Source organism: Shewanella hanedai, from assembly GCF_007197645.1.
In the GTDB taxonomy this organism is placed as follows: domain Bacteria; phylum Pseudomonadota; class Gammaproteobacteria; order Enterobacterales; family Shewanellaceae; genus Shewanella; species Shewanella hanedai.
This window is the reverse complement of the sequence record NZ_VKGK01000001.1, coordinates 200,749-219,715: the sequence shown is the minus strand read 5'-3', so window position 1 is coordinate 219,715 and position 18,967 is coordinate 200,749. Positions and strand designations below refer to the sequence as shown.

Sequence of the window (18,967 nt, the reverse complement as noted above, 5' to 3'; positions counted from 1 at the left end):
TGTTACGGTGTCAAATACCATTAAACTAGCCTAGACGCTTTGTTCCATATTTGAGACAGTGACTAAAATATGCCAGATCTTAACGGTATGATGCTGTTTGCAGCGGTTGTTAGAGCCAAAGGCTTCTCACAAGCCGCCCGTGAAATAGGCATGCCAAAATCAACCATAAGTCGTAAAGTTGCCCAGCTTGAGGAGCAACTTGGAGTGCGATTACTGCAGCGAGACACTCGAAATTTGAGTCTCACTCAGGTAGGAGCGCTCTTTTTTCAACACTGTAATAGTATCAGTGACGAGATTGAAGCGGCTAAGGCTACGATAGAAAACACGCACAATGATGTCTCTGGTTCATTACGAATCGCCATTCCCGTGTCATTTAGTCAGGAGCTGATTGCCAACCTCTGCAGCAGCTTTATGCGCCTTTATCCCAATGTCGAATTAGATGTTCAATTTACCGACAGAGAAGTCGGTCTGGTAGGAGAAGGCTACGATATTGCGATTAAGTACGGGCCGTTACAATCCTCAGACCTTGTTGCGCGACTATTACTGGAGCGTCAGCCAATTTTAGTGGCCAGCCCCGGTTATCTTAAAACCAACGGCACGCCCGCAACCCCACAAGATTTAATGGAACACAGTGGTATTTTACTGGGTACGTCACGCTCAGCTCCCATTTGGCCTTTAGGCAAAGGGGCCAGAAAAACCATGGTGAGCTTTAAACGTAAAGTCAGGGTCAACAGCGCCATCATGGTCAAACAGCTAGTTCAAGATGACTTTGGCATCGCCATGCTATCTAACTCAGTCTGTAAAAATGAGCTGGCAAGTGGCTCATTAGTGCCATTATTGCAAGAGTGGCCTATTGAACCTCTCAAAGTTTATGGCGTTTACTCAAGCAGAAGACAGCTCGCAACCAACATCAGCGTGTTTTTAGACTTCTTTACTAAACGATTCAACAGCCATGAATCTCTGCAATCTATGATGGTGTAGGCTCAATTAGCCATTAATGGGTCTGTGCCGCGCTGAAAACCGACAGCTATTGAGCCCGTTGTCAGAGAATATGTCACCTAACATACTATCCCGCAATCAAGCTGTTCAATGTAAAGAATCCCCCCCATTAAGCACTATCATCCATCGTCGGCTTTTCATACAAGGTTTGGTGTTGCATACTGATTAACAGGAAATGATATTAGGTTAAAAGTATTACAGCCTTGTTCGCTTTCCTTAAGACTCATAACCGATAACTCACCAATGGACCTCCTATGAACAGAGCAAGCAGTGCACTCCTTTTCACTGGCCTATTAAGCCTTCTACCCAGTGCGAATGCACAAGTTGAACTTGATGTTGAAGAGCTACGACTTGATAACGCTGCAATTTCACTGCCTGATGTCGTCTCCCGTTACCAAGGCCTAGTAGACAATTTAACCTCGCAATACAGTCAAAATAACGATGAGCTTGGAGTCACTCAACTTGCAGCCAGACAAGGTGAGCGTTTATGGCAGCAAGCTGTTAGAGATGTTCAGTCAGGCACTATAGATGACAGGCCGCTGTACTGGAGCCGTCTTGCCATGCTTAAAGAGTTGAAAACCACTAAACCCGCATTCGATATTGTCCAATGGCAACAAGAGGTACTTATCAACGCGGTTGAAAAGTCATCTCGAGGCTTTAGTAATATTCAGTTTGATGATGACGTTCAAGTTAAGATTTTACTCAGCGGTTTCGATCCCTTCTTCCTCGACCGAAATATCGGCCAAAGTAACCCCTCAGGTTTAGTCGCCTTAGCGCTGGATGGATTCAAGTTCACCGTCGAAGGCAAAAAAGCCCAAATAGAGACGGTGATGATCCCAGTTCGTTTTGCTGATTTTGATCAAGGTCTGATTGAGTCTCTTCTCACGCCTATCTATCGCGACAACAGTGTCGACATGATATTTACCGTCAGTATGGGACGCGATGATTTTGACCTTGAGCGCTTCCCAGGCCGTAATCGAAGTGCTGCAGCACCTGATAACCTCAATATACTGACTGGTGCTAACAAACAAGCCCCCATCGCCCCCCTATTTGAAGAAAAAAGCTTAAACGGTCCAGAGTTTGTCGAGTTTTCATTGCCTGTTAAAGCAATGCAAGCCGTTGAAGGCAAGTGGAAAGTCAATGATAACCATGGCGTCACCACCTTAGCCAAAGGGGCTTTTGAGGCAAGTTCATTAGTCGAACTACAAGGCTCTACATCGGTTGAAGGATCTGGCGGGGGTTATCTTTCAAATGAGATATCTTATCGTGCCGTCTTACTAGGGCAGCAGCTAAATAGCAAGATCCCAGTCGGTCATATCCATACGCCAAGAGTCGCGGGTTATGATGCTAACACCGAAGCTCAAATCTTAGAACAAGTAAAAGCGATGGTCATCGCTGCGGCAGAAAGCTTATAATCTATTTTTTCGCGCCCGCTTTTCGGGCGCATTAATTTTCCATTGAAACGGCGCTATGTTTAACTTATTTCGCTCTAATACCAAAACCTCAACAACCCGTTCTAATGCCTCGCAAACTCAGTATTTTAATCTGGAGCATAAATTTGAGTCTAAGTTGCACAATCAAGTAACTCGACGAGTTATCGAGTGCTATTGCCTAGCCGAAGAACAACTCAAACGTATTTTTCCTCGACCTGAAATCAACTTTAAACTTAGAGGTAAAAGCGCTGGCACCGCTCATCTACATCAGAACCTACTCAGGTTTAATGCAATCTTGCTCGCTGAAAACCAAGATGCCTTCTTTAACGAAGTGATCCCCCATGAGATTTGCCACCTGCTGGCACACCAGATGTACGGCAGAGTCAAACCCCATGGGCAGGAATGGCAAGCCTTAATGATACGGGTCTTTAAGCTAACACCAAGCACTACCCACAGCATGAACACCCAATCTGTTGCGGGCCAGCATTTCTCTTATCAATGTGATTGTGGCCCGGTAAGCTTGAGTATTCGACGTCATAACAAGGTGGTTAGAGGTGAAACTCAATACCGTTGTCGACGCTGCAAGAAAGCTCTTTCACCTGCAGTAAACCTCACCTAAAATCCGTCACAGCTCTCTTACGTTCATCCTTTACACTCGCTTTCAAAGCTTGCCGCTTTGCTTTCCTCTTTTCATCCCGTAAAATCCCGACCAAGGCAGACACTAGCTCTGCCACCAGCATTTAAAGTGATGTTCTCATCGCTCTTTTAGGGATTTAAATTGAAATCGCCATTTAGACTTTGCTCAACCTTAGCCATAGGTTTAGGGCTATCCTTGCTATTTTCAGCATCTGCTTATGCCTCTCATCCAACCAGCTTTTATCAAGCAAAGAAACGCGCAAAAGAGATCTATTCAAGCTCTTTACCGACCACCAGTTTCTATTGTGGTTGTGACATCAAGATTAACGGAAAAAAGTGGCAAACTGACTTTTCAAGTTGTGGTTATCTCGTCAGAAAACAAGAGAAACGCGCAGCGCGTATCGAATGGGAACATATCGTACCTGCCTGGGAATTTGGTCATCAACGTCTATGTTGGCAAGAGGGTGGACGAAAAAACTGTGGTAAAAAAGATAAGTTGTTCAAGAAAATGGAATCTGATCTTCATAATTTAGTACCTGCCATCGGCGAAGTGAATGGTGATAGAAGTAACTATCGATTCAGCCAGTGGAACGCAACACCAGAACAATATGGTCAATGTGACATGATCATTGATTTTAAATCGAGAAAAGCCGAGCCTCCCAGTTATACTCGAGGTCAAATTGCACGAACATACCTCTATATGCAGCAGGCATACGATTTAAAAATAGCCAAAAGCCAATTAAAGCTATTTAAGGCATGGGATAAAACTTATCCAGTTGATACTATTGAGTGCAAAAGGGATAAAGAGATAGCCCAGACTCAAGGTAATCATAATCCCTTTGTAAAAAACAATTGTGACGCACGAGCAATAACGCAATCCATTGCGGAGTAGGAAATAGATGAGAATCCCAAGAATATATCAGGCATCGCCCTTAGCAGTTGGTCATGTCGTCGAGCTTGATGACGAGCCCGCATCGCATATCGGTCGCGTACTACGCATGAATACTGGCGAACAGATCAGCCTGTTTAATGGTGACGGTGAAGAATACCTGTCAGAGATCATCTCCGCCAGTAAGAAAAATGTCTCCGTCAAGGTCCTATCTTCGAGTCTTAACCTTAGCGAGTCACCGCTTCATCTTCATCTGGGACAAGTGATCTCTCGTGGAGATCGCATGGATTTCACCATACAGAAATCTGTCGAACTAGGGGTTAACACTATCACACCGCTATTTTCTGAACGTTGTGGCGTGAAGCTCTCCGGTGAACGATTGGAGAAGAAAATACAGCAATGGCAAAAGATAGTGATCGGCGCTTGTGAGCAATCTGGTCGCAGTCGAGTCCCTAAAATAAGACCAGCGATGACACTTGAAGCATGGAGCGCTGAGCAAACAGATTCCGTTAAATTAAACCTGCACCCTAGAGCTGCTCATGGCATAGGCGGTTTATCGTTAGTATCCCCTAAAGTCAGGTTGTTAATAGGACCTGAAGGTGGCCTTTCTGAAACCGAAATCATGATGACAGAGCAACATCACTTTACCGATGTTCTGCTTGGCCCTCGAGTATTAAGAACAGAGACAGCTGCACTAACAGCGATTAGTGCACTGCAATTAAAATTTGGAGACATGGGATAACACCCGTCTCACCTTTAATGAACCCAATTTAAGACCATAGAATCTGATGGCACAAGGAAACGAATTAATGATAAAACTCGGCATAGTGATGGACCCGATCACTGATATCAACATTAAGAAAGACTCAAGCTTCGCGATGTTACTTGCAGCTCAAAGCCGCGGCTACCAGCTTTTCTATATGGAGATGCAGGATCTGGCGATGGTTAATGGTAAAGCCATGGCAACAATGCGCTCACTGAGCGTTCAGCAGAACGAGAGCAATTGGTTCGAACTCGGTGAAGTCATCGATACGCCTCTTGCCGATCTCGATGTTATCTTAATGCGTAAAGATCCTCCATTTGATACTGAGTTCATCTACGCAACTTATATGCTTGAAAGAGCCGAAGAGGAAGGCGTACTTATCGTCAATAAGCCTCAAAGCCTTCGCGACGCTAACGAAAAACTCTTCACGGCTTGGTTCTCTGAATTCACGCCTGAAACTATCGTCACTCGAGATGAGAAGCGGATCCGCCATTTCCACCAAGAGAAGAAAGACGTCATCATTAAGCCATTAGATGGCATGGGTGGCAGTTCAATCTTCAGGGTTAAGGAAAACGATCCTAACTTAGGTGTGATTATTGAGACCTTAACCAATCATGGTCAGCAATATACGATGGTTCAGGCTTTTATTCCTGATATCACCTCCGGCGACAAACGTATTTTAGTCGTCGATGGCCAGCCAGTACCTTATTCATTAGCCCGTATCCCTCAAAAAGGCGAAACACGTGGTAATTTGGCAGCTGGCGGACGCGGTGTCGCTCAGCCACTGTCTGAAAGTGATTGGAAGATAGCCCGAGCTATCGGACCTGAACTCAAAAAGCGTGGACTGATTTTTGTCGGACTGGATGTCATTGGTGACAAACTCACCGAGATTAATGTGACCAGTCCAACCTGTATCAAAGAGATACAAGCAGCCTTTGATGTCGATATTACTGGCATGCTAATGGATGCAATCGAATCTCGTATTAAATCGGCATAAAGGCATATTCAATGACACTAACTCGTTCCCTCTTTAGCGGTTTGCTGCTTCTATCTGGTAGCCTATTTAGCCTTGCACAAGCAAATAGCGATAGTCCCAGCCTAACGATGATGGGGACGACACCCAGTGTTCCTAAGAATATCGTCATTATGATTGGCGATGGTATGGGGCCTGCCTATACCAGCGCTTATCGATATTATAAAAATAACCCAGATACTGAAGAGGTTGAACAAACCGTATTCGACAGGTTATTAGTCGGCTCTGCCAGTACCTACCCCGCTAAAATCAGTGGTTACGTGACTGATTCAGCTGCCGCAGCAACGGCTTTAGCCACTGGCGTTAAGTCATACAATGGTGCGGTATCTGTTGATACACAAAAACAACCTCTCACCACCATTATGGAAAAAGCCAAGCAATTGGGGCTTGCCACCGGCGTCGCTGTCACCTCTCAGATAAATCATGCCACGCCAGCCGCTTTTCTGACTCATAATGAGAGTCGTCGTAATTATGATGAAATAGCAAACAGCTTTCTAAATACCGATACCGACGTGATGTTAGGTGGCGGCCAACGCTACTTCCCTCCTAAGCTGCTCAAAAAATTTGAAGCTAAGGGCTATCAACATATCTCAGATTTCGCCCAATTAGATACCGTGACAGAACCGAAGGTTATCGGCCTATTTGCAGATATTCAGCTTCCTTGGGCTATCAATGACAAAGACGCACATAAGCTGAGTAAAATGACCAGCAAAGCATTGGAGTTACTGTCTCAAAATCAAGACGGATTTGTACTCTTAGTGGAAGGAAGCCTTATCGATTGGGCGGGTCACAATAATGACATCGTAACCGCCATGGCAGAGATGGATGAGTTTGCCAATGCGATAGAAGTTGTTGAGCAGTATGTACGCCAACACAAGGATACCTTAATGGTCGTCACTGCCGATCATAATACGGGTGGCTTGAGTATTGGTGCGAATGGGGAGTATATCTGGAAGACCGATATCATTAACGGCGTATCAAATAGCCCAGATGCGATAGCTTCACTCGCACTTGCTGATGGTGATTGGCAGTCACAAGTTAACGCTAAACTTGGTTTCGAGCTTAGCCCTGAAGAGGCCATTCAACTTTCTCTGGCGCGTATGCAAGGTGTGGAGGTGATGACTACGGCAATTAAAAAGATCATTGATCTTAGATCCTATACCGGCTGGACAACAGGTGGTCATACAGGCGTTGATGTACAAGTTTTTACTTCAGGTCCTGCATCGACCCTATTTAATGGTTATCAAGATAACACCGACATCGCCAATAAGCTGATGAGCCTGCTACCAAAGAAACCTAAAGTGGCAAGTAAACCTAAAGCGATCGCGCCAGCAACATCTAAATCAGCAGCAACTAAACCTGCAGCAGCTCCGTCTCTCGAAGCTCAACCTTTACAAATCAAGCCTGTCGTGATTAAGAGTGAGAAGAGTAAATCTATGGCAACGAAAGCCATAGCAACGCCTGAATTAAAAGAACCAAGCAGTGATACTGTCACTCTTGGGAAACCAATATAAACTAATGAATCTAACTCCCCAGTTTACCAAATTGGGGAGCGTGTTCTACAGGCCATATTCTATCCTCTCCTATCGTGTTCAATATCGTCATGACTCTCTCTTCATTTAATGGTTTAGCATAAAGGTAGCCTTGGGCCAATTCGCAGCCTAATCTCGCCAAGTAATCTCCTTGCTCCTGCACTTCAATCCCTTCAGCCACTACGGTACGGCCTAAATTATGCGCGAGATCGATAACCGTGCTGACAATATGAGAGTCTGTACTTTCATTGAGCACTTCAGAGGTAAAACACCTATCGATTTTCAGCACATCAAAAGGTAGTTGTTTAAGGTAGCTTAAGGATGAATAACCAGTGCCAAAATCATCAATAGCGATTCGAACACCTAACTGCTTGAGTGATGTCATCGACGCCATCGCCAACTCCACATGTTCTATTACACTCTCTTCTGTCACCTCCAATAACAAACTCTCAGGAGGAAGATCGTATTTAGATAGAATGTGCTGAACCAGTGGAATAAGACCTGGATCCATATAGTGCTTGGCTGACAGGTTTACCGCTAAATAGAGATCATCCCACCCCTGCTTTCTTAAGCGAGATAGTATTGCCCCGCCCTCTTCTAATACGTAATTGCCGACTTGAATAATAGCCTCACTATTTTCAATATCCGGAATAAAATCCCCCGGCATGATCAAGCCTCGTTCAGGATGGAACCAGCGTATAAGCGCCTCAAACCCTTTCAATTTTGCGTCAGGCAGAGCCACTATTGGCTGAAGAAATAGCGATAACTGTCTCTGCTCGATTGCTGCGCCAATATCTTGCTCAATCATCAATTTATTATTGGCTTTTTGCAGCATGTCTTCGGTAAATACTCGGTAGTTACTACGACCAGCACCCTTAGCTTGATACATCGCGAGATCCGCATACTTAATGAGTTCATCAGCCCTCAAATTCATGCTCTTACAGTAAGCAACCCCGATACTGGTTGTGACGATCAATTTATGATTTCCAAGTGCTACAGGTTGCTGCAAGGAGGAGAAAATCTTATGGATCACCTTACGAACATCTTGATCAGAGCGTATTCCTCGCAGCAAGATAAGAAATTCATCTCCACCTTGTCTAAATACGGTATCCATAGCCCTAACACTATTGTTTAATCTGGTGGCTACGATTTTGAGTAAATCGTCTCCTAGAGTGTGACCAAGGGTGTCATTGATTCGTTTAAATTCATCGAGGTCTAGGTACATCAAAGCAACTTGAACATGGGTACTTCCCACACAGGCTATCGCCTTGTTCAACTCGTGCATTAACATCGCTTTATTCGGCAGACCAGTCAGCGCATCTAACATGGCTAATCGTTCCAACTCTGCAGTATATTCATCGATCTCTAATTCAAGGCACTGGAGTTTATCGGCAAGCTGATGAGTCGCATGATGGATCAGGTCGACTTCATCAACAATCAATGAAGCCGTTTTAGGTGACCGCAATTTTAACGTCTCAAAATCATGCTCGGCAAGTAAAGGTAACAAGTTTGCGTGTCGACTTAGACTAACCACAGGTGCCCAAGCCACTAAAATAACTAATCCTCCAGATAACAATAGCGTGATTAACAAAGTGCCGAGCATGCTCTCTTGAAACTCATTCAAGAGTAACTGCCAGTTATTAATATTATTAATCACGAGTATGACGGGAGAGTTAACCTCGTCAGATAAAGGGAAAATCCAGATTGCTGAATACTCATTATTGACCTCATACCCTCCGCCGTTATTGGCAATATGGTCCCATGAGAAATTATCAGCAGCCTGTTCCAGCAAAGGTAAACTGGTGCGCTTATTACTTAGCCCGTATAACTCCCTCCCCCAATAATATTGACCTACAGAGTCTTCGACCTTTGGCCCTAAAACCGCAAGTTCAAAGGTTTGATTAACCCGGAAAATTGATAATATATCGGTTAGTCCCAACTCAAGGAAAAGCAGAAAAGGCTGGCCATTAATTAAATTGGGCACCAAAACTTGAATCACACACTCTTGGTGACACACGATTTGCCAACGCGGTTCTCCATTGACTCGATCAGTTTCAAACCACTGAAGGTCATCCACATTAATTGATTTCCCAGCATGAGCTAACACCTCCCAAGATGGCGTCATCAGAGTCATTGAACCCAACTTCCAATAGAGCTGAATATCTGGCCAGCGTTTATCCAACATCAATTGGTATTGGCTCATATCTGGTGTCACATTCTTCTGCTCATTAATCAATAGCGCTATTTGCTCAGCAGCGACGAGGGAGTTATCGACGGTTAATGAAATTGCACTGTCCAAATGTTGAGACAATTGATTACGTTGAGACTCAAGCAGGTAATCTTGTTGATTAATGAGTTGCTTAAAAGTAAACCCACCCAAAACTCCACCTAAGATAGTTAGCATCACAAGCATCACTATCAAAAGCTTCCACTTTAAACTGATAAAGATGCTTTTTTTATCGGAGACCATCATTGGCTTACCACTGGAACCGATATGAGACTTGCATGGCAAACATCGACCATTCCTTTGCTTGCACCGATGGAGTCGGCGACACAAGAGGAGTGACCCACGATGCGCCTTCAACTTGGTGATACTCGACCGCCAATAGCCAATCATGGCTAGCGAACCAGCGGGCCCCAAATGTCCAATCATCAGAATAGGCAAAATAAGCGGGAGAACCGAATCTCATCTCATATGCTTGCCCATCTTTATCATCTGTATTGTCGATGTGCTTATCAAATCGAATAAACAGCTCCACTTCATAAGGAAGGTAAGTTCGTAAATCTAAGTAATAACCTAAGCTTGGCTCCTTAAATCCTCCAAATTCAACGGGAAACATCAGACCGTTAATCATTTTATCGCCAGTTAAATACTCACCTGTCAATTCGAAATTCTTATACCTGAATTGGCCTGAAAAGACCCAATTAACTAATTGAATATCCCCAGGTGAATAGCCTCCAATTGCTGAAGGGCTATAGCTTACCTCCGCGTCATAATAAGTCAGCCCCAACCTAATGTTGTTATTTTGAAACTCGACATCTGCAGCGTAATAATGTTCTGAATCAAACTCCCCGAAGTCGGTTCTTCCTAATATATTTCGGTCAAAATCATCGGTGATATCAACCTTACCCACAGTGAGTCGCCAATCGAGCATGCCATCAAACAGTGGATGCATTCCAAACACATCTCCACCTTCAACATGCAGCTGAGCATCACGAAAATAGTCACTGTAAATGGATTGAGGCAACATGATACTGGGGCGAGTAAAAGGCACATCGCGGGTGCTGGAATAGAAGCCGATTTCACTCTTAAATAAACCTGCGCGCGCACCGAAATTCTGTTCACCAAACTGATACGTGTACTCAGCAAAGAGGTAATCAAACTTCACCGCTGAATCGTAAAGCGTCCCCCATTGCCGATAACTTAACGCACTAGCAACTCTGACATGTTCAATTGGCTTCCATGAAACAGCAAAAGCCGCTTCAGTAATATCAAAGGCATGATCGTTATCACCGACAATGAACTGGCTATCATCAGCAGCAACATAGCCTTGTCCGATAAAACCGCTCAACTGCAGTTCCGTCGCCAATAAGCTTGAAGAGAGGATTGATAGCATAACAATGGACTTTAATTTAACGAGCATAGACATATACATCTCCCGTTAAAGAGGTTCTGTGACTGATGTAGCCAATCGCACCTGGGGTTTGTGAAATAAGCATTTTCATTTCAGCTTCAGAGCTTAATATTTCCGGCCTTTCACCAGTACCAGAAAAGACCAGACGATCCCATCGCCTTTGCAACATATAGGGCATCATATCCAGTTGTTGAAAACAGAACTCTTTATGTAACTCTGAACTTGGGGAGAGAATGAAAACATGAATTTTATTGCCATCTGGCCAATAGGTTTTCTGCATAGAGAAAATAAGGCGCAGTTCTTGTACTGGAAGGGGAAATTCAACAGCCGAGTCATTCACAATAACCTGCGCCGCTGTAGAATGGGCACAAAACAGGTAAGACAATAACATCCATGTAGCCACCAAGCGCATCTAAGGAACTCCTTCTCTCAACGATGTTCACCACTAAACCAGTGGCGCAATTTGCTATTACATAAACTGACGTGACAACAGAGCCACGCTCAATTACAGCTTAGGCAAAGAAATTCTACATCGCCTTAATATTTACATAATCAGTCATAGGTTTTACGCCCATAAGTGCTATTCAAAGCAGTTTAGTTTTTCAAAACCATAGCATTAGATTCAAAAAGCAGTAGCGCCAAGTCATATTATCGCCCTTTTGTGCAGGTAAGCAGCCACGAGTTCTTCCAAATAAAACCCCGCTCGAACACAAATCAACTACTGTACACGCTTACTTTTACGATATAATTGCTACCAAATTTTTTAACTGTGATCGTCTGTGCTAACTAATCCATCTCAACTTATCCTTAAAAATAGTGATCTTTTTACCAATGAAAATGTATTAGTTCTCAACTATGAAGGCGACCTGTTACCGAAACAACTGCTTGAGAGTGCGGCGAGTGTTACCGCTTTAGCGCTCGACTATAATCATCATTTGATAATGAGTAATCACAGCGCGGCAAATTTGACTCTACATTTCGGCCATCAGCTCCCAACCAATGATGAAATGTTTGATAGCGTGATTATCTATTACCCAAAAGCGAAGGCTTTAGCCTCATACCTGCTTAACCTCGCAGGGCAACATCTACGCGCTGATGGTAATCTTGTTGTTGTGGGTGAAAATAAAGGAGGTATTCGTTCAATCGCTAAACAAGTACCCGATTATTTCGACGCGCCATTTAAGCGAGACAATGCACGACACTGCTTATTATTCATCAGCCAGCTTATCAAAAAAGCACCGGCCATTAAGCTGACTGACTGGGTGAGTCAGTATCAACTTGATACACCGCAAGGTGAGATCACCATTTGTAACTTAGTCGGCGTATTCAGTGAGAAGCGCCTCGATGAAGGGACTAAATTACTCTTATCACATCTACCTAAGTTATCAGGCAGAGTGTTAGATTTTGGCTGTGGAGCAGGTGTCATTGCGGCTGCGCTGCTCAAAGCTCAGCCAGAACTCAAGCTAGAGTGTGTTGATATTAATGCCATGGCGCTAAAATCTTGTGAATTAACCCTAGAAGCCAACAATTTTACAGCTAAGACTTACCCCTCTGATGGGTTATCTCAAACTCAAGGTCACTTCAATGGCATTATTTCAAATCCTCCATTTCATGATGGCTTGAAGAGCACGACAGAGATTGCTAAGACCTTTGTAAGAGAAAGTGTACAAAAACTCGCAAATGGAGGTTGCTGGCATATTGTTGCTAACCGACATCTACCTTATAGCGACACTATTTCTGAATTTTTCGACCAGGTTAATACACTAGCAGAAAACAACAAATACAAAGTTTACTCGAACAAATAAACCAACCTCAGTTGATCAAACTAATCTTGTGAGCGGCATTAGATTTCAATGCCGCTTACAATTTTTTATCTCCATCCTCGCACAATACTTCTATTATAAATAAACAGGTTAGCTCGGTCACTTTTCGGCTCTCTGGCTCTTCTATGGCCAAACTTTATGCTGTTATACTCAAATGATAAAAATAATATAATAACGAATCATCAGAAATGGAATTTACTATGTTGGCTCCGGAACTCATTGAATTAAGTATTGATAAAGAGTTTGTTGAATTTAAGGTGATCCCAAATACCCACGGGCCAATTACAGAAAGCGCCGTTATGGCACTGCTGGAACTACCGGAATTTAGTCAGCTGCATCCATTAGAAATAATGATTCAAAAAGCAGTGGCACAAGTCAATAAACTCAGTGGCCAAGACGACGGACAATTTGAGCAGTTTTTCAAGATTGCAGAGCGAATCGACGGTCAGATTAACGTCAAGGTAGCCGAAGATAGAATGTCGGCACAGATGGAACTCACTGCTCCTTGGGGTGGAGAGAAAGTCACTATTCAAGGTATTCTGAAAGCACTTAAAGCCAGCAATGTCTGCATGGGATTAAGCAAAGTTAAGATCCAAGCATTACTCAAAGAGCTTTCAAGAAAACAAGCAGGTGAAGCATGTGAATGCGTTATCGCCTCAGGTAAACAATGCGTAAACGGTATCAATGCATCAACTGAACGAAAAGTTCCTCTTGCCCGTGAGCGATTATTACAACCACAAGAACGTGAAGATGGTACCGTCGACATGCATAATCTGGGCGCCATCATCATGGTCGATCCAAATGATCTTCTTCTGGTTAAGCATCCAGCGACAGAGGGAACCAGCGGCTACAATATTCACGGTGAAATTTTAGCCCCTGTTCCAGGTAAAGACATTTTAATCACCGCTGGTAATGGCACAGAGTTCTCCAGCAACAACCCAAATCATCTTATTGCGACCGTTTCAGGTCAACCTGTAGAGACCAAAACCGGCATGCAGGTCGATGATGTACTCAACATAAAAGATGTCGACGTGGGTTATGGCAATGTCGATTTTAAAGGCAGTATTTTAGTCACTGGTGATGTTCATGAAGGTATGGTCGTCAAAAGTAGCGGTGACATCACCGTCATGGGCTTTGTCGATTCGGGCACTTTAATTGCCGAAGGGGATGTCATTGTCAGCAAAGGGATCATCGGCAGGCAGCTAAAAGAGAAAGAGTTATCCACCAAAATTCGCGCCAAAGGGCAAATTTGTGCTCAATTCATTCAATATTCTGATTTAGAAGCTGAAGGCGAAATTTTAGTGACTAAACAGTTACTGCATAGCTATACCAAGACAAAGCAGAAATTAACAGTGAGTGATGCCAACGGACGACGCGGCGACTTGGTTGGCGGCATCGTTAAAGCCGACAACGGTGTCATCGCTGTAGTCATCGGTGCCACAGCAGGAACCAAAACTGAAGTATTCTGTGCCATGAAACAAGACAAGCTAAAACAACAAGCCAAAGAGTTAGATAAAAGCATTAAATCTATGGTTGTTACAGGTCTAGATGTAGAAGCAAGATTACGAAAGCTACCACCAAAAAGTGAATGGCAAAATGATGAGATGATGGTAGAGCAAGTGCAGATGATGCTCGATGAAAAAAGTGAACTCACCGCTCAACGCGCCAGCGAAGAAGCTGAATATGAAAGGGTTCAACATCAAGTCGTTAACTACTACCAAGATTTTCATATTGAAGCACATAAGCATATTTTTGCGAATGTAGAGCTACATATCGGGCAAGCTTTTAATCGTACCCAACGCGAACACGGAACGTGTATGGTCTTCAATCAAGGCAAAGAGTTGAAATTCGATTACGAGACTAAACATTAGCAATGTCATGTAAAATAGAGTACTTAACTCGCTTAAGTGCTCTACTCGCTTTATTCTCGCATCACCCCCTCTTTCGATGTATATTTCTCTGCTATATTAGAAATCTCATCACGCTAAGAGAACATAGTGGAACTATTAAAAATTGATTGTTTAGGAAAAGAGCTAAGGTTAGAAGGTTCAATGGCTGGCTGGCAGCAGCTGTTTTGGGGCGGTGAACCCGTTTCAGTGATACAAGCATCTGCTGATAATGAAGGTCTTAAAAGTCATCAATTTGAGCTCAAAACACAGCTCACTAATCCCCATAATGACCCAGCAACAGTCCCAGATTCTTCAGCATCTACTGAACAAGTTAATGTAAAAACCATCAATGTGAACCTTGAGACAAACTTAGTCTGGCAACCTTTTAATCTGGATTATCGTTTGACTGTCGATGATACTCTTGTTACTGAAGGCAGCAGAAACACCAAGGATATTGAGCGTCAAATCCCAGTGACGCCAGTTGAAGTAAAACGACAGTTTAGTATGGTAGGGCTTGCATCACTTGGCTTCAAACTACTCAAAAGTGCCAAAGTCATTAAAGTGGTTTTAGCCGGAGCCAGCGTCGCCGCTTATTCTTGGTTGTTCTCTTTTCAGTTTGCACTCGCCCTTATCGCCTGTTTAGTATTTCATGAATATGGGCATATCAAAGCGATGAAGTACTTCGGCATGAAAACCAAAGGGATCTACCTTATCCCCTTCATGGGAGGGCTTGCGCTCAGCGATGAGAAGATCAACACCCGCTGGCAAGATGTGGTGATATCCATCATGGGGCCAACATTTGGTCTCTTGATGTCCATCATGGCATTAGTGGCTTTTTGGATCACCGAAAACCCTTTCTTTGCTGGTTTAGCTGCGTTTAACGCTCTGTTAAACCTGTTCAATCTGCTCCCTATTCTCCCGTTAGATGGTGGACATATATTAAAGAGCGTAAGCTTCTCCATGAACAGCGTAATGGGCTTAGCGGCTTGCGTGGCTGGTGCTGCAATAGGCGTATACATAAGTTACACCTTAGGGTTGGCATTATTAGGGTTTTTACTCTTGATAGGCAGCGCAGAAATTGTCTTTGAATGGAAAACTCGTCATCAAAGCCACTTACTTCCACTGGACAGGTATGGCCAAATATTCTCAACCGCTTGGTACCTACTAACAGTCGGAGCCCTAATTGGTATTATCTGGCATCTAGCCGGAACTGGCGATGATATGTTAGCTCTGCCCTTACAGATCCTGCAAAGTTAATAAACTTACCTACCCCTCTGCCAAACGAGCCTTTAAATGAAGGCTCGTAAAGTATCCATTGAGTACTTCTCACGTTAATTTCACACTGATTATTTAGATAATGGATCAAAGAAGTAGAAAATGCTCTATGCGCTTCATCAAATTGCAGACATAAAAAAACCTGCTCAAAGGCAGGTTTCCTCTCTCGAATGAGAGCATCTCTTAAAGAGAGTATTTTAATTGGTACCGGAGGACGGACTTGAACCGTCACGCTCGAAAGCAACGGATTTTGAAAAGGACGCCACTAAAAATACTCAACAATATCAATAGGTAAAACAACAAAAATCACCTTTGCAAATTCTTTGCATAAAGAATTGTCTCAGTAAATTTTGCTCTTCCTATGAGAAAAAGATAAATGAGTTGATTAACCCCTTTAATCGACTCATAATTTGAGATGATTATCCGTTCTAAACAACTCAGAGAGACATTATGTGGATTTGGCAACTGAAAGACTGGCCTAACTTTACTTATGATAAGACCATCGTTATCCCCAAGCTAGAGTCATGCATACAAGCCGTGTCGCCATTAAAGCAATTGAGTGAGTTTCTATCACTTGAGCAACGTTTAGATTGGGAAGCTGCGATATTACTTGATGAAACGCTAGCCTCCGCCAAAATTGAAGGTGAGCTATATGATCGAGATTCAGTTCGTTCTAGCATCGTCAATAAATTAGGTATTGGTAAAGGTAATAAGTTTAACCAGCAAAGTGATGCAATGGTTGAGCTTTTATTATCTGCAATCCGTACGACAGAGCAACAAGTCAATCATGATGTCATAAAGCAGTGGCATCAAATGCTTTTCCCAGTTGCACCAATCATCACACCCATGACTATCGGTGATTACCGTGATGACACTATGCAGATAGTTTCGGGGCGATACGGTAAGCAACAAGTTCACTTTGAAGCACCAGGTGCAGTAAATAGCGAAGTAGAACAAGAGATGGAGTTATTTTTTGACTGGCTAAATGCCTCATCAAACGAATCCACCTTTATCAGGGCTGCAATCGCTAAGTTTTGGTTTGTCACTATTCATCCGTTTGATGATGGTAACGGCCGTTTATCTCGGATCATTGCAGAGCGCTGCTTAGCTGAGGCAGAGCATATTAACCTGCGTTTATTTTCTTTATCATCAGCTTTTGAAAGTCACCGCAATGAATACTATCAACTGTTAGAAAGCCATCAGCGTTGTGAGTTAGGAAGCAATGAAAAAATTGTAGATGAAAAAAATAACCTCGATTTAACCGCATGGATAGTTTGGTTTTTATCAATGCTGGAGATTGCTGCAATAGATGCCAAGAAAGAATTTGAACGAGTCATGCAAACAACTCGCTTTTGGCAAAAGAACCAATTAACTGTATTTAATACTAGACAAAGAAAAGTGATTACCAAGCTATTAGAAACAACGGATTTTAGCGAGGGTATTTCACGGAAAAAATATAAAGCTTTAGCTAAAACAACCGATGCAACTGCGGCGAGAGATATAGGAGATTTGGTTGAAAAAGAGATCTTAGTTCCGATTGGAGAAGGACGTAGTCGACGCTACTTAATTCAAAAGAGTTGACCGCCTAAAACAGTGCAGCCCTAGTTCATACTAAATCACAGACATAAAAAAACCTGCTCGAAGGCAGGCTTTTCTATTTTAATTGGTACCGGAGGACGGACTTGAACCGTCACGCTCGAAAGCAACGGATTTTGAATCCGTCGTGTCTACCAATTCCACCACACCGGCATCATTAAATAGCCTTACTAACATCCGAGGACCTTAGTAAGTGATGGCGATTATACCTTTGCGGCTAATAATGGCAAGCCCAAAAAAGCCATAAATAGTCTAACTGAGCACTTTTCACACTCAAGCATTCACGTTTGATGATAATGCATTCACAATGAGCTCTTTTTAAACAGATAATCGCCGCTATAAAAACGCACATTTCACTCTTGAGTTAATTCATAAATAAGCAAAATACGATGCAGTTCAAACTTTTAATGTTAGAGCTTCATTTTTGCAACAGTTACGTTCATTTTATTGATCAAGATCATCTTATCTCAATCTAAACAAAGCTAATTTAGTGAAAAGCGAATATTTAAAAAAGGACTTCACACATGCTTTTCTGGCTAGATTTAATGTTTGGCAATCCGATAGGACTTCTATCAATGATCGTTATCTTTTGTACGATAGGTATTATGTCGTATCTGATGTGGATGTTTATTCAAAAATCAAAACCTGAATAATGACCACGACACGTTTTCAGCAGAGTTCAGCAGAGTTCAGCAAACATTACCTGAAACGGTAATCTTGGTGATAAGGAATAATCGTTTCGATTGGTAACGCTAATAGGGGGATGAATCCCCCTATTTTCGATCTCTACTCTGTTGCTCTGCAAAGAGTCTTAACGCACATTAAGCTGCATGCTTACGCGGATTGACAATGTTATTCACGAAGTGCGGTCTGGCCTTAATCAGGTTCTTCATCTCATCTTCGCTTGGCTCACCCGTTGGCAGTCTTAACACTTGACGATTCAAGTAAATTCTAGCCCTCATTGATATTTTATAATCAGCTGTTGGGCCCTGGATAGCATAGTGCTTTTGATTGCCTAGGTTTTCAATGATATTCGTTGTAAGTAAACTTCTAACAGCCGGTTCATCTTGTGGCAGAGTTAAGATAGTTTCTCCCTGTAAAAAAAACTCTCTTAACAGTGCCCGCTCCGCAGGATCCAGTAACCTTACTTTCTCTTCTATCACTTCGATTATGCGTTTACCTTTAAAATAAGTGATCGCTTCATCAAGAAAGTAATTCAAAATTTGAGTCAACAGGTAAGCAACACCAATAATGAGGCCTAAACCAATAAAGTGAGAATAAGCCGCCACTGATGCATCCAAATTGAGCATTAGCAATAGAGGTTCTGGCATAAAAAGAAGGCCACCACTGACGATGACTACCCACAACATTAAGTTAAAGCTCAATTGCTTAGAGCTTGAAAGCTTAATTTTTTTAGTTTTGATCTTCTGCATATACAGACCTAGTGTCAATAAACTGAACAGA

Annotated in this window: 16 protein-coding genes and 1 tRNA gene; 12 read left to right on the top strand and 5 right to left on the bottom strand. The window is 42.9% G+C overall.

What is annotated here, in order from left to right; genetic code table 11:
• Positions 1-69 precede the first annotated feature (69 nt).
• The 7 genes from FN961_RS00870 to FN961_RS00840 all read left to right on the top strand — a co-directional run bounded on the left by FN961_RS00870 (position 70) and on the right by FN961_RS00840 (position 7,267).
• A complete protein-coding gene (locus FN961_RS00870) occupies positions 70-981 on the top strand; it encodes a LysR family transcriptional regulator (RefSeq protein ID WP_143562659.1) in 912 nt (303 codons plus the stop codon).
• A gap of 272 nt (positions 982-1,253) precedes the next feature.
• A complete protein-coding gene (locus FN961_RS00865; protein ID WP_143562658.1) occupies positions 1,254-2,414 on the top strand; it encodes a hypothetical protein in 1,161 nt (386 codons plus the stop codon).
• Between the two features lie 55 nt (positions 2,415-2,469).
• Positions 2,470-3,051 carry a SprT family zinc-dependent metalloprotease gene (locus FN961_RS00860; protein ID WP_143562657.1) on the top strand — a complete coding sequence of 194 codons (582 nt, stop codon included), beginning with the start codon at positions 2,470-2,472 and terminating at the stop codon, positions 3,049-3,051.
• A 195-nt stretch (positions 3,052-3,246) separates the two neighbouring features.
• On the top strand, positions 3,247-3,960 hold the full coding sequence (locus FN961_RS00855; protein ID WP_229814600.1) for an endonuclease: 714 nt from the start codon (positions 3,247-3,249) through the stop codon (positions 3,958-3,960).
• Positions 3,961-3,967: 7 nt separating this feature from the next.
• On the top strand, positions 3,968-4,699 hold the full coding sequence (rsmE, locus tag FN961_RS00850; RefSeq protein ID WP_143562655.1) for a 16S rRNA (uracil(1498)-N(3))-methyltransferase: 732 nt from the start codon (positions 3,968-3,970) through the stop codon (positions 4,697-4,699).
• 67 nt (positions 4,700-4,766) lie between these two features.
• Positions 4,767-5,717 carry a glutathione synthase gene (gene gshB / locus FN961_RS00845; RefSeq protein ID WP_143562654.1) on the top strand — a complete coding sequence of 317 codons (951 nt, stop codon included), beginning with the start codon at positions 4,767-4,769 and terminating at the stop codon, positions 5,715-5,717.
• An 11-nt stretch (positions 5,718-5,728) separates the two neighbouring features.
• Positions 5,729-7,267 carry an alkaline phosphatase gene (locus tag FN961_RS00840; protein ID WP_143562653.1) on the top strand — a complete coding sequence of 513 codons (1,539 nt, stop codon included), beginning with the start codon at positions 5,729-5,731 and terminating at the stop codon, positions 7,265-7,267.
• 10 nt (positions 7,268-7,277) lie between these two features.
• Here FN961_RS00840 and FN961_RS00835 read toward each other — a convergent pair whose 3' ends face one another.
• Genes FN961_RS00835 through FN961_RS00825 form a run of 3 tightly spaced genes read right to left on the bottom strand, consistent with a single transcriptional unit; the run spans position 7,278 to position 11,332 of the window.
• On the bottom strand, positions 7,278-9,797 hold the full coding sequence (locus FN961_RS00835) for a putative bifunctional diguanylate cyclase/phosphodiesterase (protein ID WP_229814585.1): 2,520 nt from the start codon (positions 9,795-9,797) through the stop codon (positions 7,278-7,280).
• Positions 9,763-10,935: a hypothetical protein gene (locus FN961_RS00830; protein ID WP_143562652.1), complete on the bottom strand. Its 1,173-nt coding sequence runs from the start codon at positions 10,933-10,935 to the stop codon at positions 9,763-9,765. The genes FN961_RS00835 and FN961_RS00830 overlap by 35 nt, the downstream gene beginning before the upstream one ends.
• Positions 10,919-11,332 carry a type 2 periplasmic-binding domain-containing protein gene (locus FN961_RS00825; protein ID WP_143562651.1) on the bottom strand — a complete coding sequence of 138 codons (414 nt, stop codon included), beginning with the start codon at positions 11,330-11,332 and terminating at the stop codon, positions 10,919-10,921. Before FN961_RS00825 ends, FN961_RS00830 begins: the two co-directional genes overlap by 17 nt.
• Before the next feature lie 367 nt (positions 11,333-11,699).
• Between FN961_RS00825 and FN961_RS00820 the strand changes: the two genes are divergently transcribed.
• The 4 genes from FN961_RS00820 (at position 11,700) to FN961_RS00805 (ending at position 17,488) form a co-directional block, all read left to right on the top strand.
• Entirely contained in the window at positions 11,700-12,725 is a 1,026-nt protein-coding gene (locus tag FN961_RS00820) for a methyltransferase (RefSeq protein ID WP_143562650.1), read from the top strand.
• Positions 12,726-12,943: 218 nt separating this feature from the next.
• Positions 12,944-14,614: a flagellar assembly protein A gene (locus tag FN961_RS00815; protein ID WP_143562649.1), complete on the top strand. Its 1,671-nt coding sequence runs from the start codon at positions 12,944-12,946 to the stop codon at positions 14,612-14,614.
• A gap of 126 nt (positions 14,615-14,740) precedes the next feature.
• Positions 14,741-15,889 carry a site-2 protease family protein gene (locus FN961_RS00810; protein ID WP_143562648.1) on the top strand — a complete coding sequence of 383 codons (1,149 nt, stop codon included), beginning with the start codon at positions 14,741-14,743 and terminating at the stop codon, positions 15,887-15,889.
• A 468-nt stretch (positions 15,890-16,357) separates the two neighbouring features.
• The gene (locus FN961_RS00805; RefSeq protein WP_143562647.1) at positions 16,358-17,488 is read left to right on the top strand and encodes a Fic family protein; all 1,131 of its coding nucleotides are present in this window, start codon (positions 16,358-16,360) and stop codon (positions 17,486-17,488) included.
• 83 nt (positions 17,489-17,571) lie between these two features.
• On the opposite strand, the gene FN961_RS00800 is transcribed toward FN961_RS00805, so the two are convergent.
• Positions 17,572-17,656, bottom strand: a tRNA-Leu gene (locus tag FN961_RS00800).
• A 371-nt stretch (positions 17,657-18,027) separates the two neighbouring features.
• Between FN961_RS00800 and FN961_RS00795 the strand changes: the two genes are divergently transcribed.
• Complete coding sequence (locus FN961_RS00795; RefSeq protein WP_143562646.1) at positions 18,028-18,156, top strand: DUF3149 domain-containing protein; 129 nt, start codon at positions 18,028-18,030, stop codon at positions 18,154-18,156.
• A 168-nt stretch (positions 18,157-18,324) separates the two neighbouring features.
• On the opposite strand, the gene FN961_RS00790 is transcribed toward FN961_RS00795, so the two are convergent.
• Positions 18,325-18,936 (bottom strand): superinfection exclusion B family protein, encoded by a 612-nt coding sequence (locus FN961_RS00790; protein WP_143562645.1) that lies wholly within the window; start codon positions 18,934-18,936, stop codon positions 18,325-18,327.
• Positions 18,937-18,967: the final 31 nt, after the last annotated feature.